General features: G+C 64.0%; 31 protein-coding genes. 10 read left to right on the top strand and 21 right to left on the bottom strand.

Features of this window, described 5'->3' with window-relative positions; translation table 11 throughout:
* Positions 1 to 75 precede the first annotated feature (75 nt).
* From ACNO8X_RS10415 to ACNO8X_RS10405, 3 genes are read left to right on the top strand one after another with little or no spacing between them, the layout of a single operon-like run.
* Positions 76 to 1272, top strand: coding sequence for an iron-containing alcohol dehydrogenase (locus ACNO8X_RS10415; protein WP_418005849.1), 1197 nt, complete (start codon positions 76 to 78; stop codon positions 1270 to 1272).
* Positions 1269 to 2666, top strand: a complete 1398-nt coding sequence (locus ACNO8X_RS10410) for a MadS family sensor histidine kinase (protein ID WP_418005213.1) — start codon at positions 1269 to 1271, stop codon at positions 2664 to 2666. The genes ACNO8X_RS10415 and ACNO8X_RS10410 overlap by 4 nt, the downstream gene beginning before the upstream one ends.
* Positions 2656 to 3312, top strand: a complete 657-nt coding sequence (locus tag ACNO8X_RS10405) for a MadR family response regulator transcription factor (RefSeq protein ID WP_418005212.1) — start codon at positions 2656 to 2658, stop codon at positions 3310 to 3312. The genes ACNO8X_RS10410 and ACNO8X_RS10405 overlap by 11 nt, the downstream gene beginning before the upstream one ends.
* A gap of 79 nt (positions 3313 to 3391) precedes the next feature.
* On the opposite strand, the gene adhP is transcribed toward ACNO8X_RS10405, so the two are convergent.
* Positions 3392 to 4459: an alcohol dehydrogenase AdhP gene (gene adhP / locus ACNO8X_RS10400; protein WP_418005211.1), complete on the bottom strand. Its 1068-nt coding sequence runs from the start codon at positions 4457 to 4459 to the stop codon at positions 3392 to 3394.
* Positions 4460 to 4884: 425 nt separating this feature from the next.
* On the opposite strand from adhP, the gene ACNO8X_RS10395 reads away from it, so the two are divergent.
* Positions 4885 to 6168, top strand: a complete 1284-nt coding sequence (locus ACNO8X_RS10395; RefSeq protein WP_418005210.1) for a PucR family transcriptional regulator — start codon at positions 4885 to 4887, stop codon at positions 6166 to 6168.
* A 201-nt stretch (positions 6169 to 6369) separates the two neighbouring features.
* Positions 6370 to 6696: a hypothetical protein gene (locus ACNO8X_RS10390; protein ID WP_418005209.1), complete on the top strand. Its 327-nt coding sequence runs from the start codon at positions 6370 to 6372 to the stop codon at positions 6694 to 6696.
* 188 nt (positions 6697 to 6884) lie between these two features.
* On the opposite strand, the gene ACNO8X_RS10385 is transcribed toward ACNO8X_RS10390, so the two are convergent.
* The 12 genes from ACNO8X_RS10385 to ACNO8X_RS10330 all read right to left on the bottom strand — a co-directional run bounded on the left by ACNO8X_RS10385 (position 6885) and on the right by ACNO8X_RS10330 (position 15981).
* On the bottom strand, positions 6885 to 7883 hold the full coding sequence (locus ACNO8X_RS10385) for an alpha/beta hydrolase (protein WP_418005208.1): 999 nt from the start codon (positions 7881 to 7883) through the stop codon (positions 6885 to 6887).
* A gap of 214 nt (positions 7884 to 8097) precedes the next feature.
* Positions 8098 to 8613, bottom strand: coding sequence for a DUF1707 domain-containing protein (locus ACNO8X_RS10380; RefSeq protein ID WP_418005207.1), 516 nt, complete (start codon positions 8611 to 8613; stop codon positions 8098 to 8100).
* A gap of 75 nt (positions 8614 to 8688) precedes the next feature.
* Positions 8689 to 10605 (bottom strand): hypothetical protein, encoded by a 1917-nt coding sequence (locus ACNO8X_RS10375; RefSeq protein WP_418005206.1) that lies wholly within the window; start codon positions 10603 to 10605, stop codon positions 8689 to 8691.
* Positions 10606 to 10617: 12 nt separating this feature from the next.
* Positions 10618 to 11745 (bottom strand): hypothetical protein, encoded by a 1128-nt coding sequence (locus ACNO8X_RS10370; RefSeq protein ID WP_418005205.1) that lies wholly within the window; start codon positions 11743 to 11745, stop codon positions 10618 to 10620.
* Between the two features lie 113 nt (positions 11746 to 11858).
* A complete protein-coding gene (locus tag ACNO8X_RS10365; RefSeq protein WP_418005204.1) occupies positions 11859 to 12338 on the bottom strand; it encodes a hypothetical protein in 480 nt (159 codons plus the stop codon).
* A 279-nt stretch (positions 12339 to 12617) separates the two neighbouring features.
* Positions 12618 to 13370, bottom strand: coding sequence for a hypothetical protein (locus ACNO8X_RS10360; RefSeq protein ID WP_418005203.1), 753 nt, complete (start codon positions 13368 to 13370; stop codon positions 12618 to 12620).
* A gap of 12 nt (positions 13371 to 13382) precedes the next feature.
* Positions 13383 to 13952, bottom strand: coding sequence for a hypothetical protein (locus tag ACNO8X_RS10355; protein ID WP_418005202.1), 570 nt, complete (start codon positions 13950 to 13952; stop codon positions 13383 to 13385).
* Complete coding sequence (locus tag ACNO8X_RS10350; RefSeq protein WP_418005201.1) at positions 13949 to 14509, bottom strand: DUF6286 domain-containing protein; 561 nt, start codon at positions 14507 to 14509, stop codon at positions 13949 to 13951. The genes ACNO8X_RS10355 and ACNO8X_RS10350 overlap by 4 nt, the downstream gene beginning before the upstream one ends.
* A complete protein-coding gene (locus ACNO8X_RS10345) occupies positions 14509 to 14913 on the bottom strand; it encodes an Asp23/Gls24 family envelope stress response protein (RefSeq protein WP_418005200.1) in 405 nt (134 codons plus the stop codon). Before ACNO8X_RS10345 ends, ACNO8X_RS10350 begins: the two co-directional genes overlap by 1 nt.
* Positions 14906 to 15094: a hypothetical protein gene (locus tag ACNO8X_RS10340; protein WP_043986084.1), complete on the bottom strand. Its 189-nt coding sequence runs from the start codon at positions 15092 to 15094 to the stop codon at positions 14906 to 14908. The genes ACNO8X_RS10345 and ACNO8X_RS10340 overlap by 8 nt, the downstream gene beginning before the upstream one ends.
* 112 nt (positions 15095 to 15206) lie before the next feature.
* Complete coding sequence (locus tag ACNO8X_RS10335) at positions 15207 to 15524, bottom strand: Asp23/Gls24 family envelope stress response protein (RefSeq protein WP_418005199.1); 318 nt, start codon at positions 15522 to 15524, stop codon at positions 15207 to 15209.
* The gene (locus tag ACNO8X_RS10330) at positions 15514 to 15981 is read right to left on the bottom strand and encodes an Asp23/Gls24 family envelope stress response protein (RefSeq protein WP_418005198.1); all 468 of its coding nucleotides are present in this window, start codon (positions 15979 to 15981) and stop codon (positions 15514 to 15516) included. Before ACNO8X_RS10330 ends, ACNO8X_RS10335 begins: the two co-directional genes overlap by 11 nt.
* A 196-nt stretch (positions 15982 to 16177) precedes the next feature.
* Here ACNO8X_RS10330 and ACNO8X_RS10325 point away from each other — a divergent pair, with 196 nt between their 5' ends.
* The gene (locus ACNO8X_RS10325) at positions 16178 to 16750 is read left to right on the top strand and encodes an RNA polymerase sigma factor (protein WP_418005848.1); all 573 of its coding nucleotides are present in this window, start codon (positions 16178 to 16180) and stop codon (positions 16748 to 16750) included.
* Positions 16747 to 17205, top strand: coding sequence for a hypothetical protein (locus ACNO8X_RS10320; RefSeq protein ID WP_083420380.1), 459 nt, complete (start codon positions 16747 to 16749; stop codon positions 17203 to 17205). Before ACNO8X_RS10325 ends, ACNO8X_RS10320 begins: the two co-directional genes overlap by 4 nt.
* Before the next feature lie 86 nt (positions 17206 to 17291).
* On the opposite strand, the gene whiA is transcribed toward ACNO8X_RS10320, so the two are convergent.
* The 6 genes from whiA to ACNO8X_RS10290 all read right to left on the bottom strand — a co-directional run bounded on the left by whiA (position 17292) and on the right by ACNO8X_RS10290 (position 23231).
* Positions 17292 to 18254 carry a DNA-binding protein WhiA gene (gene whiA, locus ACNO8X_RS10315; protein WP_418005847.1) on the bottom strand — a complete coding sequence of 321 codons (963 nt, stop codon included), beginning with the start codon at positions 18252 to 18254 and terminating at the stop codon, positions 17292 to 17294.
* 53 nt (positions 18255 to 18307) lie between these two features.
* Positions 18308 to 18634, bottom strand: coding sequence for a hypothetical protein (locus ACNO8X_RS10310; RefSeq protein ID WP_418005197.1), 327 nt, complete (start codon positions 18632 to 18634; stop codon positions 18308 to 18310).
* 195 nt (positions 18635 to 18829) lie between these two features.
* Positions 18830 to 21727: an RND family transporter gene (locus ACNO8X_RS10305; RefSeq protein ID WP_418005196.1), complete on the bottom strand. Its 2898-nt coding sequence runs from the start codon at positions 21725 to 21727 to the stop codon at positions 18830 to 18832.
* Positions 21724 to 22149 (bottom strand): MmpS family transport accessory protein, encoded by a 426-nt coding sequence (locus ACNO8X_RS10300; RefSeq protein WP_418005195.1) that lies wholly within the window; start codon positions 22147 to 22149, stop codon positions 21724 to 21726. The genes ACNO8X_RS10305 and ACNO8X_RS10300 overlap by 4 nt, the downstream gene beginning before the upstream one ends.
* Before the next feature lie 243 nt (positions 22150 to 22392).
* On the bottom strand, positions 22393 to 22827 hold the full coding sequence (locus ACNO8X_RS10295; RefSeq protein WP_390892694.1) for a DUF5078 domain-containing protein: 435 nt from the start codon (positions 22825 to 22827) through the stop codon (positions 22393 to 22395).
* A 32-nt stretch (positions 22828 to 22859) separates the two neighbouring features.
* Positions 22860 to 23231 (bottom strand): DUF732 domain-containing protein, encoded by a 372-nt coding sequence (locus ACNO8X_RS10290; protein WP_418005194.1) that lies wholly within the window; start codon positions 23229 to 23231, stop codon positions 22860 to 22862.
* Positions 23232 to 23363: 132 nt separating this feature from the next.
* On the opposite strand from ACNO8X_RS10290, the gene ACNO8X_RS10285 reads away from it, so the two are divergent.
* The gene (locus ACNO8X_RS10285; RefSeq protein ID WP_418005193.1) at positions 23364 to 24020 is read left to right on the top strand and encodes a TetR/AcrR family transcriptional regulator; all 657 of its coding nucleotides are present in this window, start codon (positions 23364 to 23366) and stop codon (positions 24018 to 24020) included.
* Between the two features lie 66 nt (positions 24021 to 24086).
* On the top strand, positions 24087 to 24320 hold the full coding sequence (locus tag ACNO8X_RS10280; RefSeq protein ID WP_418005192.1) for a hypothetical protein: 234 nt from the start codon (positions 24087 to 24089) through the stop codon (positions 24318 to 24320).
* Between the two features lie 27 nt (positions 24321 to 24347).
* Here the strand turns inward: ACNO8X_RS10280 and ACNO8X_RS10275 are convergent, their stop codons facing one another.
* Positions 24348 to 24734, bottom strand: coding sequence for a hemophore-related protein (locus tag ACNO8X_RS10275; RefSeq protein WP_418005191.1), 387 nt, complete (start codon positions 24732 to 24734; stop codon positions 24348 to 24350).
* Positions 24735 to 25122: 388 nt separating this feature from the next.
* Between ACNO8X_RS10275 and ACNO8X_RS10270 the strand changes: the two genes are divergently transcribed.
* A complete protein-coding gene (locus ACNO8X_RS10270; protein WP_133759768.1) occupies positions 25123 to 25278 on the top strand; it encodes a hypothetical protein in 156 nt (51 codons plus the stop codon).
* Positions 25279 to 25484: 206 nt separating this feature from the next.
* On the opposite strand, the gene ACNO8X_RS10265 is transcribed toward ACNO8X_RS10270, so the two are convergent.
* Complete coding sequence (locus tag ACNO8X_RS10265; RefSeq protein ID WP_418005190.1) at positions 25485 to 25721, bottom strand: CsbD family protein; 237 nt, start codon at positions 25719 to 25721, stop codon at positions 25485 to 25487.
* Positions 25722 to 26146 lie beyond the last annotated feature (425 nt).

Below are 26146 nucleotides of genomic sequence, written 5' to 3'. Positions count from 1 at the left end.
GACGGCGGCGCGCCGTAGGCTGGGCGTATTACCTGCATCACAGGATGAGGGATCGGTCTGGTGAGACTCGATGTGGTGTCGCCCGCGCAGATCGCGGCGACGACGGTGGCGACGGCCCCGCCGAGTCGGCTGCTGAAATTCCACGCCCCTGAGATCGTGTTCGGCATCGACTCGATGGCCGAGGCGGCGCACGCCGCCGTCCGACTAGGTGGCCTGCGGCCGCTGGTGGTCACCGACTCCGGCCTGATCGAGGCGGGGTGGGTGGCCGAGCTGATCGGGCATCTACGCAGCCAGTGCGTCGAAGCGCAAGTATGGAGCGGCCTGACCCCGAACCCGAAAGACCACGAAATCACCGCGGGCCACGAGTTCTACCGCTCGCACGGCTGCGACGTGCTCATCGCGTTGGGCGGCGGGTCGGTGATCGACGCCGCCAAGGGCATCGCGATCCTGGCAGCCAACGGCGGCAACATCCTCGATTACGCGGGCGTGGACAAGGCCACCGCACCGATTCCGCCGCTGGTGGTGCTGCCGTCCACGTCAGGCACCGGCGCCGACGTCTCCCAGTTCTGCATCGTCACCGACACCACCCGCAATACCAAGATCACCATCCTGGGTCGTGCCCTGGTGCCCGACATCACCGTCATCGACCCGCGCCTACTGACTACCATGCCTGAATGGCTCAACGCGGCAACGGGATTGGATGCCCTGACACACGGCATTGAGGCGTTCGTGTCGCTGGGACACAATCCGCTGACCGACCACCACGCTCTGCGGTCCGTCGTGATGGTCACCGAAAACTTGGTCACCACCATCGAGCGGCCGCACGACATGCCCGCCCGGGTACTGATGGCGCAAGCCGCGTTGGAAGCCGGCCTCGCATTCACCAATGCCATCCTGGGTGCCGCGCACGCCATGAGCCACCAAGTCGGCGGACTGCTCGACCTGCCGCATGGTGTCATCAACGGTGTCCTGCTACCCCACGTGGTGCGGTTCAACGCCGAGGCCGACCCGGCGCCGTTCGCCACCATCGCCGCCTGCCTCGGGCTCGCCGACAAGCGGGCTCCGGAATTGGAATCCGCACTGGCCCTTGCAGATTGCCTCGAACAGCTGGCCAGGCAGGTGGGAGTACCGCGCGGGCTCGCCGAGCTGGGCGTGCGCGACGCTGACGTGCCGGTGCTGGCCCGCAACGCACTGCAGGACGCGTGCCTGACCACCAACCCGCGCCCCATCGACGATGCACAGCTGCGCGCGCTGTTCCGGGCGGCGCTATGACCGCGCTGCCCGGCAACCCGGTCGTCCCGCCCAGGGCGATGATGCCGGATTTGGACCAACTGACCGGGGTTCGGTCCGGCAAGGGCACCTTCTACCCCGAGTTCCGGGTGGCCGCGCAGCGCACCGAGCGGGTGATCGCCGCGCTCGGCGCCATCTCCCGGGCCTTGGTGCAAACCGTCAATGGGCCCGAGAACTTGGTGCGGGCAGTAGCTGAGGCGGCCCGCACCCATCTCGGTGCCGAATGGGTGCTGCTGGCTCTGGCTGACGGCGCATTGCCCGAGGCAAGACCACGCCATCTCATTCTGGATGTAGACGGGCACGCTTACTCGTTCGAAGGTCTATCCGGTGCCAAGCATCCGGTGCCGCACCTGCCGGACGCTGTCCTGAACCGCCTCAACGACATCCTGCGCGGGCGGCTCGCTCAGTTCCGGCTACCGGTGATCGAAAGTCACCACTCGCACGTCCCGATAGAACTCGACGGCGGCGTGATCGGGGCATTCGCGGCCTGGACGCCGCCGCACCGGCTGCTCGACGAGGTTGACGAGACAGTGATGCGAATCCTGGCCAGCCAGACCGCGGTAGCTCTGCAGAATTGTGAACTGTTCCAGCGCTCCCAAACCTTGCTGGCCCAGTCCGAGGCCCGCAACGCACAGCTACTGGCCACCAGACGCGAACTCGGTGCGGCACAACGCCATCAGGTGTTGGACTCCGAGCGGCGCCGGATTGCGAGGGAACTGCACGACAGTGTTGCGCAAACTGTGCTGTCGGCGGGCATGCAGATCGAGGTATGCCGCAGTGAGGTTGAATCACGTTCCGGTGCAGCAGATCTGGTTGAACGACTGGACACCGCCAAAACCTTGACGCGGTCGGCGGTCGAGCAACTGCGGTCGGCCATTTACGCACTCAACCATTCCGCCGACTCCGACCGATCCAGCCTCCCTGAACTGCTCGAGCAGCTGGCCACGGTGCATATGCCCGAGGACTTGCGAGTGACGCTGCGGGTCAACGGCACTGTCGCCGAATTGCCCAGTGGTGTCGAACGCAGCCTGCTTCGAGTCGCCGGTGAGGCACTGTTCAATACCGCGATGCACGGTCGCGCCTCGCGGGCGATTGTGCGGCTGAGCTACCGCGACGCCGGGGTGAGCTTGTCGATATCTGATGACGGCATCGGTGACCCGGACAAACTTCGGTTGATGCTGCGGCTGGCCGACGTCGCCGACCTCGACGGGCATCATCGCGGGCTGGCCAACATGCTGGCGCGGTGCCGCGAATACGGCGGAACCTTCACCGTCGGCCGGTCCCGCATCGGTGGCGTGCGGGTGGTCGCGACCATTCCGCGGACCGCTGAGACCGCAGCGGAGTTCCAACCCAAGGAGTGGCCCGATGACTGTTGACACCAGGACCAAAGCGATCCGGCTCGCGCTCGTCGACGACCACGCCATCCTCCGGCAGGGCCTACGTTCACTGCTGGAACGCGAAGACGATCTCATCGTGGTCGGCGAAGCGTCCAGCGAGCCGGAGGCCGAGGCCGTCGTCGCGGCCACGCGACCTGACGTGGTGCTGCTCGATCTCAAACTCTCGGCGGGTTCGGATTTCGAAGGATTATCGTTGTGCACCAAGCTCTCTGGCACACATCCCGACATCGGATTGCTGGTGCTGACCACGTTCCTGGACGAAGACCTGGTGGTACGCGCGGTGCATGCGGGAGCGCGTGGCTACGTCGTCAAAGACGTCGACACCACCGAGCTGGTCCGGGCGATCCGCGCCATCTCCAACGGACAGAGCGCCTTCGACTCGCGCAGCGCCGCCGCCGTGGTCCGCTCCCTCAACGGAGGCAGCCAAGCGCGCGAGAGACTCACCGACCGGGAAATCGAAGTGTTGCGACTGCTCGCTGCGGGCCTGTCCAACCACAAGATCGGTGAGACCCTGTTCATTTCTGCGACCACCGCCAAGTTCCACGTCAGCAACATCATGCGCAAACTTGGGGTGGGCCGGCGCGCCGAGGCGGTGTACGCGGCCAGCAAGCGAGGCCTGATCTAGACGCTTCGAGGGGCGACGGTGTCGTCGCCCCTCGAAGTGTCTGGTTCACACCTGCGTGTGCCGATGATGTCCTGTGCTGTCAGGTGTTTCGGTAGTCGATGACGATGCGTCCGTCGATCTGTCCTCGTTCCATCTGGGTGAAGACATCGTTGATGTCATCGAGGCGGGCGCTGGTGACGGTTGGCTTGATCAGGCCTCGAGCGTAGAAATCCAGAGCCTCGGCCATGTCTTGACGGGTTCCGACGATCGACCCGCGAATGGTGAGGCCCTTGAGGACGATGTCGAAGATCGGTGCCGGGAAATCGCCCGGAGGCAGCCCATTGAACACGATTGTGCCGCCACGACGGGCCAATCCGATCGCTTGGCCGAACGCTTGCGGGTGCACGGCGGTGACCAGCACGCCATGGACTCCACCGGTGGCCTGCTGCACCGACTCCACGACGTCGGTGGTCCGTGCATTGACGACGACCTCGGCGCCCAGTCGGGTAGCAAGTGCGAGTTTGGCGTCGTCAACATCGATTGCGACAACACGTAGACCCATCGCGCGCGCGTACTGGACCGCGATATGACCGAGCCCGCCGATACCTGAGATCGCTACCCATTGGCCGGGCCGCGTGTCGGTGACCTTGAGGCCTTTGTAGACGGTGACGCCCGCGCACAGGATCGGGGCGATTTCCAGCGGATCGGCACCCTCGGGGATGCGCGCCGCGTAGTCGGCGTTGACCAGCATGTACGTGCCGAAGCTTCCGTTGACGGAGTATCCACCATTGCGCTGACTTTCGCACAGTGTCTCCCACCCGGTCCGGCAGTATTCGCAACGGCCGCACGCTGACCACAACCAGGCGTTACCGACCTTGTCTCCGATCGACAGGTCGACCACACCCTCGCCGAGGGCCACGACCGTGCCGTAACCTTCGTGGCCCGGCACAAACGGTGGCTGCGGCTTGACCGGCCAATCACCGTGCGCGGCATGCAAATCCGTGTGACAGACACCGGAGGTCTCAAGTTTGACCAGGGCTTCACCGAAGCCCGGCGTCGGCAATTGCACATCATGAACCTGCAGCGGCACACCGAAATCGGTGACGACCGCAGCCCGCATGGTGTCGGTGCGCGCGGCGACGGTGTCAGAAGCCAGCGTTTGTGTCATTGATCCATTCCATTCGTGAGAGTTGTTTCTGCGAAAGATCTTTGAGCCGGACCGCTGAGGGCCGAGGCTCGGCATATGGGGAACTGGCGGCGACGCGAACGGCCCAGTGACGCCGAGCCAATCGCGCAATACTCATACCGCACAACACTATTGATGGCGACGTGCTGGCACCCGCTCCGATTGGGCGCAATACCAGACCCGCCGGGCGGGTGAGAAACTGCCCGATTGGGCAGGTCGGCAACCACGGGGTGACGGCCGGCACCCAGTGCCGCCACGCTCATCGCGCCCTACGCGCTCCGACTCCGCCGAACGCGACTGAACACCGACGAGAAAAATCGAGCCCGCTTTTGGTGCCGGAAACAAACCTTGACCCGATTTGTCCCAGCATCTTCCATTGACCCGTTGTGATGGATCACAATCGGCACGTGCCGTCCCCTTCCCAACTGCCGCTGATCCCGGCGGATGCTCCGCTGCGGAAGGTCATCGAGGACCGGATCGACGAGATCGCCGCGGCCGTTCTCCACGAAGCCGTCCAATCCGTCGAATGGCCCACCCCCATACCGATCGAACACTTCGACGACGAGGTCATCCCGTACATCGTCGGCGGGTTTCTGTACGGGTTCGCCCTCATCACCGAAGGGCGCAGGGTGACCGCGACGGAAGCAGCCACATTCGTTCTGCCGGTGGCGGAGCGACATGCCGAGGATGGCATCCCACTGCCGTTCCTGTTCACCGCGCTGCACGCGGGCATCCGCAAGCTGTGGGAAATCGTGCTGGAGGAAGCGACCGACGGCGACGCGGAAACGATCGCCGCGTTGGGCATGTACCTCGCCGATCTCACCGGAACCATCAGCGTTCTGATGACCGAGGTCTACCAGGATTCAGATTTTGCGCTCCGTGCCAACACCCGCCATCAGTTGAGCGCGCTATGCGCCACCCTCATCGCCGGCGAACCCGACCGCGACACAGTCGCCAAGCAAATCGGCATGAAGCTGAGCGACCGCTACGACGTCTTGGTATTTCGGGTGGATGCCGACGAACCGCGCACCACCCACGAAATTCTGGCGGCCCGCAGGCGGTTACGACTGGCCAACCAGGTGTTCTATGGGCGCGGCGCCAGTGAAATCCTCAACACGTTCGACGGCCACACGGGCGTCATCTTGCTGCCCACGCCTACGGTTGAACAGAACGCCGACCCTCGCATTCCCATACACCTCCGTACTCTGGTCGACGCACTCACCGAACGTCTCGACGTCGCGTTCTACGCTGCATACCACGCCGGGGCCACACTGGATGCCATTCCCACAGCGGTCTCAGAGGCCGACGAAATCACCTCCCTGGCAAGGAAACTCGGCAGAGAACCCGGTGTCTACCAACTGAGCGACATCCTGTTCGAGTACCAGTCGACGCGCCCCGGACCGGCCCGCGACCTGCTCGCCCGTCACATCGCACCGCTCAGCGACCACCCCGGGTTACTCCAGGCGCTGCAGGCACACTTGCGGCATGGCGCCGACCGGAAGGCCGCTGCCGCAGAGCTTTTCATTCATCCCAATACGCTGACCTACCGCCTGCGCCGCATTCAGGACGTCACCGGCTACGACCCCACCGATCCCCATCAATCCCGATTGCTCGCCGCGGCGATGACCGTCTACGCCATCGACCACGCGGGCACGCCAACCGTCCCGACAAGCCTGGCCAATCCTGGCTAGCCGGATCAGGTATCGGCCACGCTTTCGCCATCAACCTCGAGTCATGCGTATCCCCAAACCTATTGACCCGATAACACGGAACGAGATGTGAATTCAGCTGTGCAGCATCACGAGTCACTCCGCAGCGCGGCAACACAGTTGCGGCACGCGGCCACCCAGTGCACGAGTCCGACCGAGCGCATTCACTCGTACATCGCGACGATGATCGACCACGTCTACCCGATGGAGCGCGGCGGCAAGGCGTCAGTGCTGACGTCAATCTGGCTCAATCGTTCGGGACAGCACGTCGACCAGATCGATGCGCTCGTGGACGAATTGATCGAGCCGCTGCGCGAGGCGATTCGCGTTGGATGCCGGACGGGCGAGATGTCGTCACCGTGTCCGGACACCGATGCCCAAGCGATCTTTCATCTGGTCACGGGCATGATCCTCACCCAGGGAGCCCCCGGCCGACGCGCCTCTGCGGAGTACATCAAAGGGGTGGTGATGAACGCTGTTGCGAGCTCCCTCAAACTCGCCCGGCCCTGAACGCGAGGCTATCCGGATTCGACGGTTCTCGGGGGCCTCGCATGGCCGACCGCGGCGTAGGCCAAACAGACTGCAAGGACGGCGAACTTGACCAACGCGGCGCGACGCGCGCGTCGTGAATACATGTCAATCTGATTTGCAGGTCGTTTCAGCCATCAGCGGTGCTCCGACGCGATCGATTGCCGCATCTACGCGGACTGCTCCTGTGCCGCGCTGCGGGCGAATGCCGACTCGACGAACTGCGTCACCTCGCGCAGCGCACGAGCCGCTTCCGGGACGATCGAGGCCGCGGCCTGGAAGACGTGGACCTGGTCCCGCCATACCTGCAGCTGATGCGGCACACCAGCCTTCGTCAGTTCAACGGCCAGCAGCTCGGCGTCAGGGCCGAGTAGCTCAGTCGAGCTCACCTGGATCAGGGACGGCGGCAGTCCACTGAGGTCCGCATCGAGCAGTCGGTGATCGTCTTCGGGCGGGCTGTGCCGCATGACGAATTGATGGAACGCGCGAGCAAAGGCCTTCGAGAACAGCACATCGGTTGCTCCCGAGGGTGCATCGATCTTGGCCTGCACGTCGAAGTCGGTCAGCGGTGCCATCGAGACGATGGCACCGGGCATCGGCAGTCCACGCCGGGCCGCGAAAACCGCAGTGATGAACACCAGGTAGGCGCCGGCCGAGTCGCCCATGAATGCGATGTTCTCCGGCGGGATACCTCGCCCAAGCGCGAATCGATAGGCGTCGATGCAGTCCTCGATACCGTCAGCGATGGTGTGCCCGGGCAGCTTGCGGTAATCCACGGCAAGGACCTCGCTCTGCAGCGACGCGGCAATCCGCGAGATCATTTGGCGGTGCAGGTGACGGCCACCGACGAGGAAAGCACCGCCGTGCATGTACACGACGTAACGGTCTGCGCGCATCGACGCCGGGCGGGTCGTCTCGGCAGAGCAGCGTGCCAGGCTGACAGGCCTTCTGGTGGTGCCCGCGACTGATCGCAGCACCCGACCGACGTGATCGACCGCCCGGTACGGCCACGGGAGGCCAGGAGCTACCGCCCAGGCCGTCAATACCGGTTTGACCGTGGCCTTCAGTGTCAACGCGAGCAGGCGCGACTGGATGCTGCCGCCTTCGAACTCGAGACGACGGGCGTTACCCAGGTTCAGCGGGATCAGATTCTCGGGTGCGGCAACCACGTTGTAGCCCTCCTGTATCGACGAGCCCCGTTTCGGTGGCTGCGACAGCGCCGATGCTGCCTCGTCGTCCGAACCAGTATCGACGTCCGCGTGACCGCCGTCTCTACACAGAGGGCAGAAGTATCAGACTCGGCTTTTGTGACGCGTCACAAAAGCCGAGCTGGGCAAGGGCCCCCGCATTCGCTATTGAGTGGTGGCGCTGCCTGCGCCACTCTCATTGCACCCCATGTGATCTGACGCGGCCACGGCAATCGACACGGACAGCTCCGCTTGCCCTGCCACGATTGGCCAGGACACCAATTGCTGTGGGAATCGACAAAGCGCACCCCCAGGGCACTGCCACCCAGAACGGCCAGAAATAGCCACCGCCGGTGGTGAGCCAAATCGCGAGGCACATGATGTTCACCGCAACCCATGGCATCCACATGATCACGACCCATCCCGGAATCGCCTGCCTCCGTTGCCGTTTCGGCTCAGTTCGTTCAATGGGCAGGTCGGACACGATCTCGGCGAGTTCGCCGCGGGTTTCCACCTGATAGAGCCGCTGCAGGCGAGTGTCGTATTCCGTCAGCGTCAGCCGTCCGTCCGCGACGGCACGGCTGAGCCTGTGAGAGATGGCGTCACGGTCGGTGTCGCCGACCCGGATGTGATCGCCGAGGGTATCGATCGCGGCACTGCCGGCCGTGTCGCGCGCCGACGCGGGGAACCGGAAGTTCTCATGGTGGTGCATGGTGCAACTCCATTCGCCATAACGGTGTTATGGATATTCATAACACCGTTATGAGGCGGAGGCAAGGGCGCAAGCTCATTTCTTCTTGCATCCATCTGGTGGCTGACCCGTCGCGCCGGTGAACCATTGCGCGACGATCGCCGCGGAACAGCGGTTGTACTTGTTGCCAAGCTGGTGACCCAGCGATTTCTTCGACCGCTCGGAGAGCGTCCAGCCGAGCGGGGCCTCAACACCCGGCTGCGCGACGGGGTAGAAATCGACGACGTCCGGCAACTCCCAGCCCGGGGGCGCGGCGCCAGCCGCAGTGTTTCCGCTGCATCGCCCCGGCGGGAAGAACTTCTCGAAGTCCAAGGCAGCAGCTTGTCTGGCAGCAGCCGACCGGGCGTTACCCACCGCGCCAAACGCCGTGAGCGGGGCGATCAACCCTGGCGGCCGATTCGGCACCTCTGATTTGGTCGATGTCACGTACCCGTTGTCGATCAGGATCAGTTTGGGAGCGAAGCACTTTCCGGCCTTCTCGGCGCGCGCCAGCCACTTCACCACCTCCGGCCATGCCAGCGCCAGCGGGGCGGCTGCAGACGCATCGATCAGTCCCCCGTCAAGGTCGAATGTGCGGAGAGCTCGGTCCTTGCACCAGTACAACGTGCCGTTCGGTGAGACGTACGGGAACCGCGCACTGAGCAACGCTGCCGTGGACAGCGACAGGTCCTTGGGTTCCCCAGGCTGCTTGACGTCCGCCGGACACGTACTGTCGAACGCGTCTTTGGTGGCAGCCAGCGTCTGCAGTTGGGCATGGACACCCTCGATCGGCGTCACCACGCGATCTATCGAGAGGCAGTTGTTCGACGACGTGTCTGTGTCGGCCAGCTTGAGCACCGACACCGTTACCCGGCAGCCGTCCGTGACCGAGGTGCCATTCAGCGCCAGGAGCGGAAAGTCGAGACGCCCGGGACTCGACCACGCTGTGGCCAAGAAACCGGACTCCAGATCGCCGTTGGCATCGCGAACCGACTTCTCCCAGGACCTTTCCAAAACGGCCGCGCTGTCCTGACCGTCGGCACGTACGCGCACAAAGGCGTTAGGCAGATCTCGAAAGGCGACGCCGGCCACCGTCGGCCCGAGAAAGTCATTGCCCAACGGCTCCGACCACGGATTGTGTGAAACCTCCTTGAAAGCCTTGGTCACCGCGAGGCCGAGGCTTCCCCCCGAAATTCCACTTGCCAGAAAGATCGAATCCATCGGCATCGGTTGGGTACACACGTTGTCCACATCCATACCGAGCGGCTTGCGTCCGGAGCTATCCTGGCCTTGGACAAGGCAATTCAGCACGATTGTCGTCCAGTAGGCAGCCCGAATCCCGCCCCCTGCGGAGGCGACGAACACCAGCGGAATTGGCTCACGCTTGGCCGGCCGGTTTGGGGTCGCCTCGGTTTGCGATCGGCTCCACTGATTGAGCGCCTCATCCATCGTCACACGACTGCCGGCGGCGGCATCCTTCAACCGGATGGAATGGTAGGTGGATTGGCCATCGATCAATGACGTTGCCACGGCACTGATCAGGATGATCGCGATCACCGGTAGGCGGCGTAATCCGCTGGCGGCCAGCACATTCCCGGGATAGAAGGCATCACTGAGCAGCACCAGCGCAGTGGCGCCGAGCCCCAGCGCGAAGACGAGGGCGAACAACACACCCCACGGCCCGAGAATGTCTCCTGTCGCCTGCGGCGAATACCCAAGGGCCGCAATAACTATCACTGCAGCGACGGCAAGTGCCAGACACCACCGCAGCGATGGCTCCTTGGTTCGTCCGGTGTTGTGGTCGCACAGGTGCGGCGACCAACGGACAACCGCCGCGACCACCACGATGCATAGCACCATGCACAACAACAGCCACCATCCGGTGACGTCGCGCACAGCGAACAACCGAACACCGTTACGCATCGACAGGGCAAACAGCACGGCGAAAGGGGCCACCGACAGCGCGCCCGCCACCCGGGCACCCCATTAGGTATTCATGCGAATCTCGGGCGGCCTGTCGTCGACGGCAGCGTCGCGCTTGAACCCGAACAGCCCGAGCAAGAGTGCGATCGCGCCGGGCACGAACGCCACTTGCCCGGCGGGCCAGTGCAGGGCGATAGCGGCGCCACCAACGACCATGGCGCCGAATCCAAGAGACAGGATGATCTTGTTGGCCTTCTTGGTCTCAGCAGGGCCCGGCACCGAAGGCTCCGACTGATAGGCATGCAGGACCATGCGGGCAGTGGCCAGGAGCGTGCCGGTGGTGACGATGGCAACGATCGCCGTGGCGATGATCAGATACGCGTGATGCGGTTCGAACAGCAGCAGAAATGCGTCATCGAGCTGCCTGCCCAAGTCAGAACCCAACGCAAGTAATGCGATCAGGATCAGCGCGAGACCCAGATGTGCGCGCAGCGCGACCACCGCACGGCGGCGACTCACTTTTTCCTTCGAGTTTTCCTTTGAGGACACCGGTGGTCCCAACGTCCCGGCCAGTCCAGCAGCACACCCGAGGGCAGCGGTGAACAGGAAGAGAAGTTTCAATGCCGACACCCCGCCGACGGCTGGGAGAGCCCAGTCGACGTGCTGAATCAATACGTGGAGCATCCCAAACCTGTTCGGCTCCTCCGTGAGAGCGGGGTTCAGGAGCGCCGTGATACCAAGCAACACAACGTCTTCGATGACGTCGAACGCCAGGTACGCGGCCGTGGCGTACGACGCGAAACGCAATGGTTGCGCCAATCCGGCCCGCCAGTCCCGAAGGGCAGGGGCAAGGTGGATCTCGGAATACCGCACTGCCCCGAGCAGCAGCAGCGTGACGGGAAATGCGATGAAGATGATGTCCACGACCAGGTACATGAACACCAGGCCGTACGGGGACACGACACGCTGACCGAAATGATCGTTGAAATACGTGTTCCAGCCCCACCATTCACTGATCGCCGCCACATTGGTGCTGGCGTTGTCGTGCCCGATCGATGAGGGCGAGAGAATGGCCGACGCCGACACCGACGCGTGGCCTGGCTTGTGCATGAGCGCCAGCGTGTCGTCGATGACCGCCAGGGCGCCAAGGCCTGCATACAGCAGGAAACACGCCATCAGGGCAGTGCGCACACCTGGTTTCGTGATTCGGGATATCAGTGTCCGATCGCCCTCGTTGCCCGAATCCGCTGTTGCATCATCAGATTGAGTATCGGACGTTGTGGTATCCATACCGCGACTCCTGATCAGAACTTGCACACGCGGGCATAGGTGGCGCCGTAATCGCGCGTCGCGGAAAGCGCTACCGCGACCCGCTCCACCACCTTGTCGACGACCGCCCGTCGTAGGTTTCCGGCGGTCAACGCTGGTGCAGCGGTGTAGATGCGGGATCGCCACTGCTGGGCCGTCGGCTTCGAATCGGTGGACTTACGCATCGCTGTACAGGCCGCGAACTTGACCATTTGCTCCTCCGGATTCCCCTTCTCGAGGCGGGTCAGGAGCTGATCGAGTGATCCCGTCGTTGGCACGACGGGCGGCACGCCGACTTTCGGCAGTTCGGACGGCGACCCGGGTCTCGGCAGTTCGGGAGGCACTTCAATCTTGGGCAACACCGGCGGCGGATGGACTCCGGCCACTTCCTTGCCGACCACGACAGCTTCCTTGCCGACCACGACAGCCGTACGGGGCTGACACCCGCTGAGCAACGCCACGGCCACCGCGACCACTACCAACAGCGTTGTACGAGAACGTATTCGGCCAGCCGAACCGGTCATGAGGCGCCTCACCCTGCTGTGGATGCCTACGGTGGGGCCACCGGCCCCCGATTCAGGACAGCGAGAAGGGTTGCCAGCACTGCACCAGTCCCCCGCCCCGTCGTCCGCCCTGTGAGAATCACTGCAAACGCATCCACCATCGTAGGACTCGCACAGCAACTCCTACGAGAACCCGCAGCAAATTTCATACGTTCGACGTACACCGTGCTGGTCGCACGCACAGCACCGACGTCAGTCGACGAGCTTGGTCAAGCAGTACACCCGCTGAGGGGACGTGAACACCATCGCCTTTGCCGCAGTGGCACAGGCCGTTTCGTCGACGCTGTCATCGATGCGCTGGGCCACCTTGAACACCCCGGTGTGAGAGTTGGCGATGGTCGGGGCCTGTGCGCAATCAATGTTCGTGACGCTCTTACCGGTGAGATCCAGCGCGTAGCAGTCCCCCTGATGCAGGTTCAGCGCAAAGCACAAGCTCGCGGCCTTGGGATCATCCTGATTGCTGGTGGCGTAGAAGTACGGACCGTCCTGTGGCAGCTTGCCATCCGGGCACAGACCCTTCGAGGTCTCTCCCGCCAATTCGTAGACAGCATCTGATGATTCACAGCTGGTCGAGGTGAAGTGAAACTTCTCGTAGTCGGCGGTCGTGACGCACTGCCCCGATTTCAGCTGGGCACCGAAGGCGGTGGTGTGCAGTCCCTTGCGGGCCACATTGGCGATACCACCGAGCACAACCAGCAATACCACCGCGCCCACGATCCACACCCACGGCTTGATCGCAGGCTTGCGCGGCGGCGGGAAGCCATACATCGGGTTCGGCGGACCGTAGTTCGTCGGCTGGCCGGCCCAGGGTTGCGGGTTCGGTGCCGGCCAACCCGGCTGCCACCCTGGCTGACCTGGCGTCGACGGGATCGGTTGGCCCGGCGGGCCTACTGGCGGCTGGTGCTGCGGGCCGCCCCACGAGCCGTCCTGCGGTGGTTGAGTCACCGATCGATCATGTCAGCCAGGGCGCTTGATCTTGGCAATCTGCACCACAGCGCGCACCGCCACCGCGTTGTCACTGGTATCCCCGATGGCTCGAGCGATGTCGGCGCAGGTGCTGTCGATCGCCGAGATGACGCGCTGCAGGCCGGCCGGATGGGCAACGGTGACAGTCAGTTCGACGGTGGATGCACGCCGATCAACGACTGTTTTCCCCTTGACGGACTGCACATTCGACTCACGCTCCAGGGCGGCCGCAGCCGCCGACGCAACGCCGTCGAGGTTCACGGTGATGAACCCCGGATCGGTGGTGCCCGGCAGACGCAGGACCGGCGCCTTGCGGATCGGCACGTGCGAGATCAGCCAAATCAGCGCGATCAGCACCAGTACTGTTCCTGCGCCGGCCAGTCCCCATGCCCACCACGTCGAGGATGTGGCGCGCACGACCGGTCCGGTGCTGATGCGTTCCGGCGCGGCGCGCACCCAGTGGGTGGGCCACAGCACCGCCGCCGCGCCGATCGTGGTCACCACGATTCCGGCGACCAAAGTCGCGGCGCGGTCCAGCAGATCGGTCGGCCTCAGGCTCATGCCGACCCGTTCGTGCCGACGCGCACGGTGATTCGCGGTGTCGGAATGAGGATTTCGGTGGCGCTACCGACCACAGCGGCGATCGCGCCCTTGGCCGCGACGTCGGACTCAACTCCGGTGAGTCCGACGTACAGCGTCACCTTTCGGCGGGTGGCCGCCGAGTTCAGCACCTCGACACCAGGCACGGAGCAGGCCGCGTACGACGCCAGTCGGGCGACATCGCGCGGGCGCATCCACACCGATCCCGCCGCGTCGACGGCAACGACCGTCTTGCGCCGCGGCAGTAACGCCATGACCATCAGCCACACTCCGATGACGAGCACGCCGGCGCCAGCGGGAACCATCCACCACTGGCTGTGCAGGCCGTTCAGGGCGGTGGCGGTAGTGCCGATCCATGGCGAGCCTGCCACGAAGCCCAGCACGACTCCGGCGTCGCGCAGAGCCACGAATCCGACGATCAGCAGGACCAGCGCCAGCACCACGGCGATGTATCGCGCGGTGGCAGCGGTGACCGGGGCACGACCAGGTATCGGCAGCGCAAATGCGTCGGCGGTCATCATTGAATCCTTTTCACATCTTTGGTGGCAGTACTGAATTGTTCGACGGTGACGTCGACGCGGTCGACCTGCAATCCAGCCATGCTCGACAACGTCTGCGCGACATTGCGTTGCACAGCGCGCGCGACGTCCACCGCCGGCGCCGGCCACGCCACTGTGACCTTGAGGTGGGCTGTGACACGGTTGCCGGTGACGGTCAGCTGCGCTTGCGGCAGCGATCGGCCGGCAATCTTCGTCAGTCCTTCCGAGAACGGCAGCACATCGGGGGTGTCCAGCGCCGCACGAACCGCGAGCCGATGCGCGACCTTCTCGCGGACGGTCAGGGTGCCGCGCGTGGCGGCACCGTCGTCGTCATCGGATTCGCGTTGCGGCAGTAGCGGTTCCGCAGCTGTTGACTCAGTCACGGCCGCGACCCCGCAGCAATGCGGCCAGATTGGCCAGATCGAGTTCGCCGTCGCGGTGGGCGCCGAGCAGGTACCCCGCCACGCCGAGCAGCAACGCGACGATGAAACCCCACAGGCCACCGGCAGCCGCGGCCACGCCGAGCAACAGACCGGCAACCAGACCCAGTGTGGATGAGGTCATGATGTGAACCTTCCTCGAATCGAAGTTGTTCGGGCGCTGAGGAGTTCGCTGACCGCGGTGTGGCGGCGCGCCCCTCGTCGCGCCGCCACACCGGGGCGCTCCAGGGCGATCCTCAACCGGAAGCTGGTGTCACCGGCAGGAGATCTTCGACGGTGACGTCGACCGGTAGGTCGGTGATCGCGGAGACGGCACGCTGGATGGCGGTAGCCGTCTGCCGCACCGGCGCGTCGAGCGCAAGACTGACGTGCACGTCGACGCGGTCGGCCCCGATCCGAATCCCGGAGACCCGCCGGCCCGGCAGGTAGGTGGCCACCTCGCCGAACATCCCGCCGTGCAACCCCGCCACACCCTTGACCGCGGTCACCGCGGCGGCGATGCGATCGGCGTCGTCCTCCGGAGCTGCTGCCCGCGTCGGGGCATCACTGGACACGAGCGGGCGCGGCGTCAGCGTCGTCGCCGCCGCCGTCACTGTCGAGGTGCACGTCGTGCACGGTGATGTTGACCTCGGTCACCTCGAGTCCGGTCATCCGTTCGATGGCGGCGATGACGTTTCGCCGGATACCTGCGGCCAGGTCGGCGATCGCCACGCCGTATTCGGCGACGATGTCGATGTCGACGGCGGCCTGCTTCTCACCGATCTCGACCGACACGCCCTGGCTCTGGTTGACGCTGGCACCCGGGATCCGCTCCCGGAGGGCGCCGACCATCCGCGACGCGCCGCCGCCCAGGTCGTACACGCCGCTCACTTCGCGGGCGGCGATCCCGGCGATCTTCGAGACCACGATGTCCGCGATCGTCGTCTTGCCCTGCGAGCTCACCAACGGCGATCCCTGGTAAGGACTCATTTCTTTACTGGACGACTCCACTTCGGCCTCCGCACTGGTCATCATCACTCCCCTTTCGACTGCCGACACATGGGTAGTCGCTACCCAGGGCCTGAACCGAACGTGCCCGTCGAGTGATTCAGGACACATTTCGCGATTCTCAGCTCAGCATGCCCTGAACGGAACCACAACTCGACTAACTCTTGCAGTGAGGGCCTATATTTCAGGAGCGGCGAAGCGCAGCTGAGAGCGGAGTGTGGTGATAGCGCCAACCGGTGGCGACCTACGCGACGCCGACGACGAGGCTTTGCGAGCCGCGGCCGTCATCGGCGATCGCGAGGCGTTTGACGTCATCGTCACCCGGTACGGGCCCGCGCTGTACCGGTATGCCCGGCGAATGCTCGCCTCCGAAGCTGACGTCCCAGATGTCGTGCAGGACACCTTCGTTGCCGCCTGGCAACAGATCGCAGGCTTCCGCGGCAGCTCGTCGCTTCGGACGTGGTTGTTCGCGATCTGCTACCGCAAGATCGCCGACACACACCGGCTCAAGCGGGCAAAACCGGTCGAAGACTGGGTGCTGGAACCGTTGGCCGGACCAGACCCGTCCGCCGACCCTTTCACCGCCGCGTCCAACGCCGCGTTTTTGGCCGCCCTCGAACAAGCGCTTGACGAACTGCCGGTACGCCAGCGCGCGGTGTGGATGATGCGGGAGATCGAGCAGATGACGTTCCCTGAGATCGGCGAAGTGCTACACCTCAGTTCCGATGCAGTGCGCGGACACCACGTTCGGGCGATCAAGACGTTGCGAGTTCTGTTGGGGAGGTGGCAGTGACAGAGCCTGATCCCATCCTGCACCGCGCAGCCTCATACCTGCGGTCGGTGCCCGAACCCGGCTGGGACGCCATCAGCGACCGGGTGCGCGCGGCGATACACAGCGCAACCCGGACCGGTTGGCCCATCCGCGCCTCTCGGGATACCGACGACGGCGTGGTGTACATCAGCGATCACGCGCTGCGCAGCCTGCTGGCCCGGGAGTTGCGGCGCCGATTCGTCTGCCAGCCGACCCGCATCGACTTCACGCTCGACGGTGCCGTGCTGCGCGCAGTCGATATCGACGTCACCGGAAGCTACGGCACGCAACTGCGCGAACTCGGCGACGACATCCGCCGCTTGGTGCTGGACACGATCCGCCCCATCCTCGACAACCTCGACGACAACGGCAGCACTCCGGCCGGGCCCATCGACGTGACCGTCACCGACGTCGTCGACGGCGACCCGCTGGGATAGCCCGGGCACCACACACTACGGCGGGTCACCGATGATTGGATGAAACATGTTGTCCCGCAATATTTTGCGGGGCACGGCGTCGGCGCCTAGCACCTGCCCCGGTCAGCCGCAGTGATGGCGACGGCGGTGCCGGCAATTCCAGCTCGTTCGGCAGCCCGGTCGGCCATCCCCATCAGGCGCCGAAGCCGGCCGGCGACGGCGTTCTTGGTCATCGGGGGCTCCGCGAGGCGGCCCAACTCGTCCAGTGACAGGTCGGGGTGCTGGATGCGCAAACGTGCGATTGCGACGAAATGAGCGGGCGCCGCGCCACCGAGGATCTCCAGGGCGCGTTGCGCCCGGATCGCGGTCACCATGGCCGACTGCTGGGCACGACGTTGGTTGGAGTCCACCAGTGCCGCGTCCACGGTCGGTGTGGTGCCGGTTCGTTGGTGTGATTGCCAGGCCGCCCGGGTCTGTTGGGCGCCGATTCGATTCAACAAGGTGTCGATCGTGTCGGCGTCGCGAACGGTGATCCGCTCGGCACCGCGCAGCTGACGCGCTCGGATGTGCACACCGAATCTGCGCGCGGCCCCGGCCAGGGCCGAGGCGGCTTCGACCCCGGGGCATTCGACCTCAAGCCCCCGCGCACGACCGGCCAGCGCCAGCGAGCCCCGGGCCAGGAAGGCGCCCCGCCACACCGCTTCGGCGTCGGCCGTACTACCCGCGACGATCTGCGGCGGCATGCCCCGGACCGGCCGACCCCGACGATCGATCAGCCCGGTCAACCGGGCCACATCTTCGGCTTCGTGGGCAACGTGCACCACGTATCGGGAGCGGGTGGCGATGCTCGGCAGCGCGCGTATTTCAGCCGTACATCCGTACAGGTCCTTGAGGTCTTTGCAGACACGTGTGGCGATCGGCTCGCGGTCGACTTCTGCGTCAATCACGGCGCGTCCCTTGACGATACGCAGCCCGCCGGCGAATTGCAGGAGCGCAGTCACTTCCGCCTTGCGCGCACTGGCCAGATGCACGACCGTACCGGCAAGCTCATCCTTGGCGCTCGGTGTCAACATCACAAGTCCCCCACTGCCTCACCTGATCGAATCCCGTTTGTTCAGCTGCCTTATGCGCCGCATCGCGAATCGCCATGTTGGCGACACTGTGCGAGTTGGTGCATGAGGCGCTCGGAGAGCGGACCGTCGGGATGGTGCAGCGCACGCCAGGTTTCCAGGGTTCCCATCAGGGCGTCTGGGACCGTAAGTTGTTCGCGGACAACGACGGTGATCAACGTTTCGATCACCGTGCCGAATTCTCCGATGCCCAGGTTCACGTAGGCGTTGTTGAGCTCGGAAACAGTCAAGCGAGAACGGATGCTCTCCACCAGTTCCCACGCCACGTCGGACTCGCTACTCAACGACATCAATCCCTTCAGCCCGCCCGCCATCACCACGCCCCCATTTCCTGCGTTATAGGGGGTAGTCGTGATCCAGCGCCCGAACCGAACGTCGCGATCGCGTGATCCGAGACACAATCGCCCCCGGCGTAGGGCAACGGATCACACGGTGAACCGACACCAACGCCGGCCGTGGCGGTAGGGCCACGGCCGGCGTTGGCGGCTGACGTCGTCAGCAGTGAAGCACTGGACTCAGACTGACGTCAGCTCGGAATCGCGTTGGATCGGCTTCGGCCAGGGCTGCGGAACCGGACGCTGACGGACGCGTTGCGGCCACCAGAACCAGCGTCCGAGCAGGCTGGCGATCGACGGCGTCATCAGCGACCGCACCACCAGGGTGTCGAACAACAGCCCCAGACCGATGGTCGTACCGACCTGGCCGATGATGATCAGCTTGCTCACCGACATCGACATCATGGTGAAGGCGAACACCAGGCCCGCCGAGGTGACGACCGAACCCGTGCCGACCATGGCGCGGATGATGCCGGTGTTGAGCCCGGCGTGGATTTCCTCCTTGATGCGGGAGACCAGCAGCAGGTTGTAGTCCGCGCCGACCGCCAGCAGCACGATGACCGACATTGGTAACACCATCCAGTGCAACGGAATACCCACGATGTGCTGCCAGAGCAATACCGAGAGACCGAACGCCGATGCCAGGCTGAGCACCACGGTGCCGACGATCACCGCCGATGCGACAACCGCACGGGTGAGGACCAACATGATGATGAAGATCAGGATCAGCGCCGCAGCCGCGACGATCATCAGGTCGTAATCGGCACCGATCTGCATGTCGTTGTACATCGCCGCACTGCCGCCGAGGTAGATCGAGGAGCCCTCGAGCGGCGTGCCCTTGATCGCGTCGGCCGCGGCGATCTTGAGCGGTTCGATACGCGAGGTGCCCTCCTGTGTCAGCGGGTTACCTTGGTGAATGATGGTGAACCGCACGGCATGTCCGTCGGGCGACATGAACAGCTTGAGACCACGCTGGAAATCTGCGGTCGTGAAGGCCTCCGGCGGCAGGTAGAACGAATCATCGTTCTTGGCCGCGTCGAACGCCTCGCTCATCGCGGTGCCGGTCTGCTGCATCGCGATGGTCTGATCCTGCTGCGCCTTCTGCATCTGGTACTGGTTCAACAGCACCTGCTTCTGATGCTTCATCGACGCGATCTGCTTGGGCATCGTCGCGACCATCTTGGGCATGAGGTCGGCCATGCGCTGCATGTCGGGAACGATGGCCTGGAAGTCATCGGACATCAAGCTGATGCCGTCGATGCTCTCGAAGACCGACCGCATCGACCAGCACACCGGGATATCGAAGCAGTGCGGCTCCCAGTAGAAGTAGTTGCGCATGGGCCGGAAGAAATCATCGAAGTCCGACAGGTGATCTCGAGTGTCACCCATGTCATCCGAGGTGGTCTTCATCTTGTCGGCCATCCGCTGCGACACCGCTGCCAGATCCTTCTGGACGCTCATCATCTCGGTCATGGCGTCGATGCTGTTCTGCAGATCGTCGGCCTGAGAGAGCAGATTGTTCAGATTGGTCTGCGTGTAGTCGTTGTTCATGAGCTGCGTGGAGCCGCTCTGTCCGACGGTGTACGGGATCGTCGAGTGCTTGATCGGGTCACCGTCAGGTCGGGTGATGGTCTGCACCTGGGCAATTCCGTGCACGTTCTTCAGCGCCTTGGCGATCTTGTCGATCACCAGGAAGTCGGCCGGGTTCCGCAGATCGTGATCGGACTCGACCATCATCAGGTCCGGGTTCATCTTGGCCTGCGAAAAGTGCCGGAACGCAGCGTCATAGCCGACGTTGGCGGGGATGTCCTTCGGCAGGTAGATCCGGTCGTCGTAGATGGTGTGATAGCCCGGTAGCGCGATCAGCCCGACCAGTGCCGCCACCACGGCTCCGACCAGGATGGCGCCGGGCCAGCGCACCGTCGCGGTACCGACCCGATGCCAGCCGGCGGTTCTCGTGTTCATCCGGGGTTCGAGGACCCGGCGGAAGCGGGTTGCGACCGCGATCACCGAGGGCCCGAGGGTCAGTGCCATCGCGACCACCATCACCATGCCGATGGCCAGCGGGAAGCCCATGGTCTGGAAGTACGGCAACCGGGTGAAGTGCAGGCACAGGGTGGCGCCGGCAATGGTCAGGCCGGAGGCCAGCACCACGTGCGCGGTGCCGTGAAACATGGTGTAGTAGGCCGATTCTCGGTCCTCTCCGGCTCGTCGCGCTTCCTGATAGCGCCCGATCAGGAAGATGACGTAATCCGTCGCCGCGGCGATCGCCAGCGTCACCAGCAGGTTGGTGGCGAAGGTGGTCAGCCCGAAAACGTTGTGGTAGCCCAGGAATGCCACCAGACCGCGCGCCCCGGAGAGTTCGAGCACCACCATCACCAATACGAGCAAGGTCGCGATGACGGATCGGTAGACCAGCAAGAGCATGACCGCGATGACGCCGAACGTGACGAGTTCGATCAGCTCCATGCTCTCGTCGCCGACGACGTTCTGGTCAGTGCTCGTTGCCGCCGGACCGGTCACATAAGCCTTTACCCCTGGCGGAGCGGGGCTTTCGGTGGCGATGTGGCGCACCGCCGCGACCGAGTCGTTGGCCAGCGTCTCCCCCTGGTCACCGGCGATGTAGACCTGAACGTAGGCCGCCTTGCCGTCGCGGCTCTGCGCACCTTTGGCGGTCAGGGTGTCACCCCAGAAGTCCTGGACATGCTGGACGTGGGTGGTGTCGGCGCGGAGGTCAGTGACCATCTTGTCGTAGAACGCGTGCGCGTCGGCTCCCAGCGGATTGTCGCCTTCGAGCACGATCATCACCGAACTGCTGGTGCTGTATTCGTCGAACACCTTGCCGACGCGTTTGGTGGCGATCATCGACGGCGCATCGTTCGGGCTCATGGACACCGCGCGCAGCTTGCCGACTTCCTCGAGCTGCGGGACGACGGTGTTCAGCGCGGCGATGACCCCGATCCAGGCCAGGATGATCAGTACCGCGAACCGGCGGAGGAACCGCGGTATCCCCTTGTGCCCCTTGTCCTCTGCCACCGGGATGGCGTCTGTCTGGGCCTCGTCGGCCGGCGCGCTCATGCGGCCTTCACAAAGCAGAAGGTCTCAGCGTTCATACCGGTGGCGGTCCTCTCTTCTTTGACCACGTCATCGACACTGACCCGGCAGCTGATGCTGTTGCCGTCGCCCTGGGCCAGAATGTTGGGCTGCACCGAGGGCAGCGTGGTCGATAGCGTCAACGTCCACGGCAACGACACTCCCGCAGCGCGCTGCGGCCTGCCTTCGAGGTCCATGTAGTTGACGACGGCCGTGCTGCCCGTGCCGTAGATCTCGTACTTGACGAATTTCGGGTTGAAGTCCTCGGCGTTGTCCGAGCTCTTCTCTGTGATCACAACGGGATTCGAGCCGAACACCTGGCGGACGTTCGACACGATCACCACGCCGGCGCCAACCGCAACGATCACCAATAGCGGTAGCCATGCCCGCCGAAACACACTCGTCATCGCTGCCTTCTGTAGAAATTGCCGACCGCGCGGTCGTCGGGCATGTGGCGGCTCACCACCATTGGTGACCCCCGGGGACATCTAGCTAGGTAACCTAACGGAAAAAGTGGATAGAGTCCATCCATTTAAATGTCGTCTTCGTTACAACCCGGCGCAGCCCCACCGCATTCCTGCGGCGTCCGCACATGCGCGATCTACCCCGGAAAATGGCTGGTCAGCGCGGGAAATTTGGACGCAAATCACTCAACTATTGGAGGCGAAGTCCCAGACCTGCATGTTGCCGGCCGGGTAGTTCACGCACACGTCGGTGGCCTTCGCGACCACACCCTTGTTGTTGAAGAACACCTTGGCCCAGTTACCCCAGTGGGTGGCCACCTGTTCGTAATAGACGTTGGTGGCGGTGTCCTCGGAGTACTGCCGGCGACCCACCGGATCGAGCGAGAAGAACCAGTGGATGCGATCCTCGGCCATCTGCTGAATGTCGGCGGGCCGGTTGTTCCGGTCGATCATGTAGCGCTGGTAGTAGACCGGACTCGTGTCACGCACCGCCTGCAGATACTGCTCGGCATCACAGGTGGTGACGATGATCCGATGCGGGATCGGGTAGTCGTCGGTGGCATCAGCCGAGGCCGGGCCGGCCAGCGACAGAGAGGAAGACGCCGCAACCCCAAACGCCATGGCAGCCAATCCCATACGGCGTGATCGAATCGTCATGCGCGGCCTCCCGATTGCGACTGACGCGCGGCGTCGTCCAACACCGAATGCTTGTCCGGGCAATAGAAATCTATTGCGGCACCGAGGAACTGCCAGTTCTGCTGCGTGACGTTCTGCCGGGACAAGTTGGTGGCGACGAACTTGGCCGACTGATAGGCGTCGTGGTCGACGTTGTTGCTCAACCGCTGGCAGGTGATCTTGCCCAACCAGGCGTTGTAGTCCTTCGGGCCATAGATCCCGTAGGTGTGCAACTGATTCGCGAAGTCCGTATCGGGATCGGCGTATGCGGTCCCCGAATTGGCCACTGCCGCAAGCAGTCCGATACCGGCCGCAGCCAAGGCGTGTCTGGCCCGGTGATGTCGCGTCATACAGCACGTCCCCCTGATCGCAGATCACCACAACCGTCAGCTGATCGCAGTGCTCAGCATGAAGTTATTCAGCTAAGTGGATGGAGTCAATCCACTTACCTGAAAAGTGTCTCGCATTACACTGCGGAGGTGATGACCCGCCAGACCACTGATCGACCGCTGCGCAAGGACGCCGTGCGCAATCGTCAGCGAGTGATCGACGCGGCCCGCGACCTGTTCGCCACACGAGGCCTGGGCGCAACGCTCAATGAAGTAGCACACCACGGCGGGATCGGCGTCGGCACGGTATATCGCAGGTTCCCCACCAAGGACGAGCTGATCGAGGCCATCTTCGAGGACGCGATCGACGAGATCGCCGCTTTCGCCGATTCGGGATTGGAATTCGACGACTCCTGGGCGGGATTCACCTGGTTCGTCGAACAGATGGGTCAGCAGACGGCCACCGATCGTGGCCTGCGAGAAATTCTGTACGGACAGAGTGGTTGCGGCAATCGGGTGGATGCGGCACGTACCCGCCTGGTTCCGAAGCTCGCGAAACTTGTTGAACGGGCCCAAAAAGACGGATATCTGCGACCGGGTATCTCCGACAGCGACATGCCGATCCTGGGTCTTCTGGCAGGCACGGTCAGCGAGTTCGCCGGGCACGTCAATGCTGACCTGTGGCGACGGTACGTGGCCATCTTCCTGGACGGGCTGCGCGCTCGCGATGGGCAGGACACCCTGCCGGTCGACGCCCTTGATGAAGACGAGGCCGCGATCGCCATGACTACCCATCGGCCGGTGACCTGAGCCGGCAAGCCGGATCCCGCTGACTGGCGGCGGTTATCCGGGCACAAAGTCGGGTATCCACCAGCTATGCGTGCAGTCTTCCTAGGTCCGGAGGACACCCCGATCTTGGACGCGGCCGAAGCCTGGTTTGTCGGGGCCGTCGTACAGCGACTCGACATGGGCGGCGACCATGTCGGTTATCTGTTGAAGCCCCTGGCCGGGCATCACTCTGAGAACCCGCGTGCCCCGGTGTCATTCAACGATGTCAAAGATGTCGAACCCGGGCATCGGCCTCAAGGACCGGAAGTCCAGAACGGATGATCTCCGCCAGCACGCCACAAGAGCCGGTCAGCCTGCCATGAACTCGTCATAGGCCGAGGCCATCTCGGGCGAGAGCACCGCGACATTGCACGCACGTTGGGTGTCACCTATCGGCGCCAGAATGCCCTTGAGTTCGAAGTACTCCTGCGGGTTGGCCGTGAAGTACGTTCTGATGTTGGCGGCCGCGGCCTCGCGCGGTTGCGTATACACCGCGGATACGGCCTGGTCTGCGCCAGGGTGCACATTCAAATAGCCGCGCGCCGCGCCAAGCACCGACTGCACCGTCGCATTGACGGACTCTCGACTGCAGTCGGTCGGAACGGCGCCGGCGCTCGGTGCCATTGCGGCCGCAATCACCGTTCCTGCGGCCAACGTAGCGAGGGCCAGTTGGGAAGTTGAGTTGAGTTTGAGCATCAGGCGAAATCCTCGAAGTAGTTCCTATTGCGATTCCCGAATTGGATAGGTACCCCGATTCGTGCAGGTACAAACATCCGAACTCATTTGGCGGACAAAGTTTTCGAGTGCATCGGGAGAATCCCGACAACAGGAGGCCAGACGGTCGGCGGTTCGGATGTTCCGCGCCGGCGACGGTTTTCGGCGTTTCGGCCGTGGCCGATGTCGGCGCCGGCCTTGATGGGCTTACGCGCATGGCTCTCGTAGGAGTCGGATACGGGTGGGTCGTTTGCGCTTCATTGCGTTCTAGTGCGTTTGAGCCGGTCCCGTGGTTTGTAGCGCCTCGGCGTGGGTATCACTGTCAGTAGTGATCGCAGTTGGAGCGGTCTACGAACATTAGGCGGTTGACGTGATCATCTTGGGAGTCATTTTGCTTGTTCTCGGGTACGCACTGGCGGTGCCCATTCTCGAGACCGTTGGCGCCATCCTGCTGGTTGTGGGTGCTGTGCTGTGGATCCTCGGCGCGGTGGGGCGCCCGGTCGGTGGACGAAAGGTCTGGTTCTAACTCGCCGATCTCACTCGCGTGTCACAATCGGACTATTCGATTGGGGCGCGCGGGCACGGCCGACCGCCGCCTTGGCCGACGGCCAAACCACTAAATGCAGTGTGCCTCAGCATGTATCGAACGTCGTTGCTTGCGCGCCACCACTGGCAAGCGATGGCCCGATCTCCTTGCCGGCCAAAGAGATCGGGCCATCGGGCTAGTTTGGCCTACTGGTTTGCTCGTTGCCTCTGCTCAGCGACGTCTGCCGCTGCGCGCGCCGATTCGGCCTGGGCTTCCTTCTTTGCGGCATCCCGCTCCGCTTCACCTTTGTCCTGCTGAGCTTGGCCCTCGCGAACAAGGTCGTCGCGACCCGTCACGGTGCCGGCGACCTCTTTGACTTTGCCCTTAACACCTTCAACTACTCCCTTGAGACCCTCTTCAGGACCACTATTGTGTTCACCCACAGCGTTTCTCCTCGGTTGGTAAGTCCCACGTGAAAGATTCGTGCGTCACATTTCATGACGGCGGGCCGGGGACGGCACCCACTACGAACTGGGTTCCCCGTCAGACCACGGCGAAACCCGTTGTGCAGAAAGGGTTGCCACGTCACACGGCTGCGGAATGAGGACTCAGTCGCTGCCCGGCGCTGCCACGACCTCGCGCGCGGACCCAATCGAGCCGGCGACGGTCCCCTAGCGATCGCCCACTGCGCGACAGCTCGCATCGGGGTATTCGACGTCCTTCCACACCGACTGCACCACGCGGAGCGCATCCGATGGGTCGCGGCCGCTGGCGCGTTGCTTTGTCCGAACTGGTCAACGGATCCGCCCCATCGAGACCGACCTCCCCATATGCGCGAGCGGATGCAGGCCCACCCGTTGGCTGGATC

The sequence above is a fragment of the Mycobacterium sp. PDNC021 genome (assembly GCF_048282635.1).
Taxonomy (GTDB): Bacteria; Actinomycetota; Actinomycetes; order Mycobacteriales; family Mycobacteriaceae; genus Mycobacterium; species Mycobacterium llatzerense.
The sequence above is the reverse complement of the archived record's forward strand: the minus strand, read 5'-3'. Positions and strand labels throughout refer to the sequence as shown.

Bases quoted from the DNA above. Each gene is read 5' to 3' on its own strand.
- ACNO8X_RS10410 (WP_418005213.1), top strand. From the start codon at position 1,269: ATGACCGCGCTGCCCGGCAACCCGGTCGTCCCGCCCAGGGCGATGATG.
- ACNO8X_RS10300 (WP_418005195.1), bottom strand. From the start codon at position 22,149: ATGACGAGTGTGTTTCGGCGGGCATGGCTACCGCTATTGGTGATCGTT.
- ACNO8X_RS10330 (WP_418005198.1), bottom strand. From the start codon at position 15,981: ATGACCAGTGCGGAGGCCGAAGTGGAGTCGTCCAGTAAAGAAATGAGT.
- ACNO8X_RS10380 (WP_418005207.1), bottom strand. From the start codon at position 8,613: ATGCACCACCATGAGAACTTCCGGTTCCCCGCGTCGGCGCGCGACACG.
- ACNO8X_RS10290 (WP_418005194.1), bottom strand. From the start codon at position 23,231: ATGACGCGACATCACCGGGCCAGACACGCCTTGGCTGCGGCCGGTATC.
- ACNO8X_RS10275 (WP_418005191.1), bottom strand. From the start codon at position 24,734: ATGCTCAAACTCAACTCAACTTCCCAACTGGCCCTCGCTACGTTGGCC.
- ACNO8X_RS10285 (WP_418005193.1), top strand. From the start codon at position 23,364: ATGACCCGCCAGACCACTGATCGACCGCTGCGCAAGGACGCCGTGCGC.
- ACNO8X_RS10405 (WP_418005212.1), top strand. From the start codon at position 2,656: ATGACTGTTGACACCAGGACCAAAGCGATCCGGCTCGCGCTCGTCGAC.
- ACNO8X_RS10280 (WP_418005192.1), top strand. From the start codon at position 24,087: ATGCGTGCAGTCTTCCTAGGTCCGGAGGACACCCCGATCTTGGACGCG.
- ACNO8X_RS10390 (WP_418005209.1), top strand. From the start codon at position 6,370: ATGATCGACCACGTCTACCCGATGGAGCGCGGCGGCAAGGCGTCAGTG.
- ACNO8X_RS10355 (WP_418005202.1), bottom strand. From the start codon at position 13,952: ATGAGCCTGAGGCCGACCGATCTGCTGGACCGCGCCGCGACTTTGGTC.
- ACNO8X_RS10340 (WP_043986084.1), bottom strand. From the start codon at position 15,094: ATGACCTCATCCACACTGGGTCTGGTTGCCGGTCTGTTGCTCGGCGTG.
- ACNO8X_RS10350 (WP_418005201.1), bottom strand. From the start codon at position 14,509: ATGACCGCCGACGCATTTGCGCTGCCGATACCTGGTCGTGCCCCGGTC.
- adhP (WP_418005211.1), bottom strand. From the start codon at position 4,459: ATGACACAAACGCTGGCTTCTGACACCGTCGCCGCGCGCACCGACACC.
- ACNO8X_RS10295 (WP_390892694.1), bottom strand. From the start codon at position 22,827: ATGGCGTTTGGGGTTGCGGCGTCTTCCTCTCTGTCGCTGGCCGGCCCG.
- ACNO8X_RS10305 (WP_418005196.1), bottom strand. From the start codon at position 21,727: ATGAGCGCGCCGGCCGACGAGGCCCAGACAGACGCCATCCCGGTGGCA.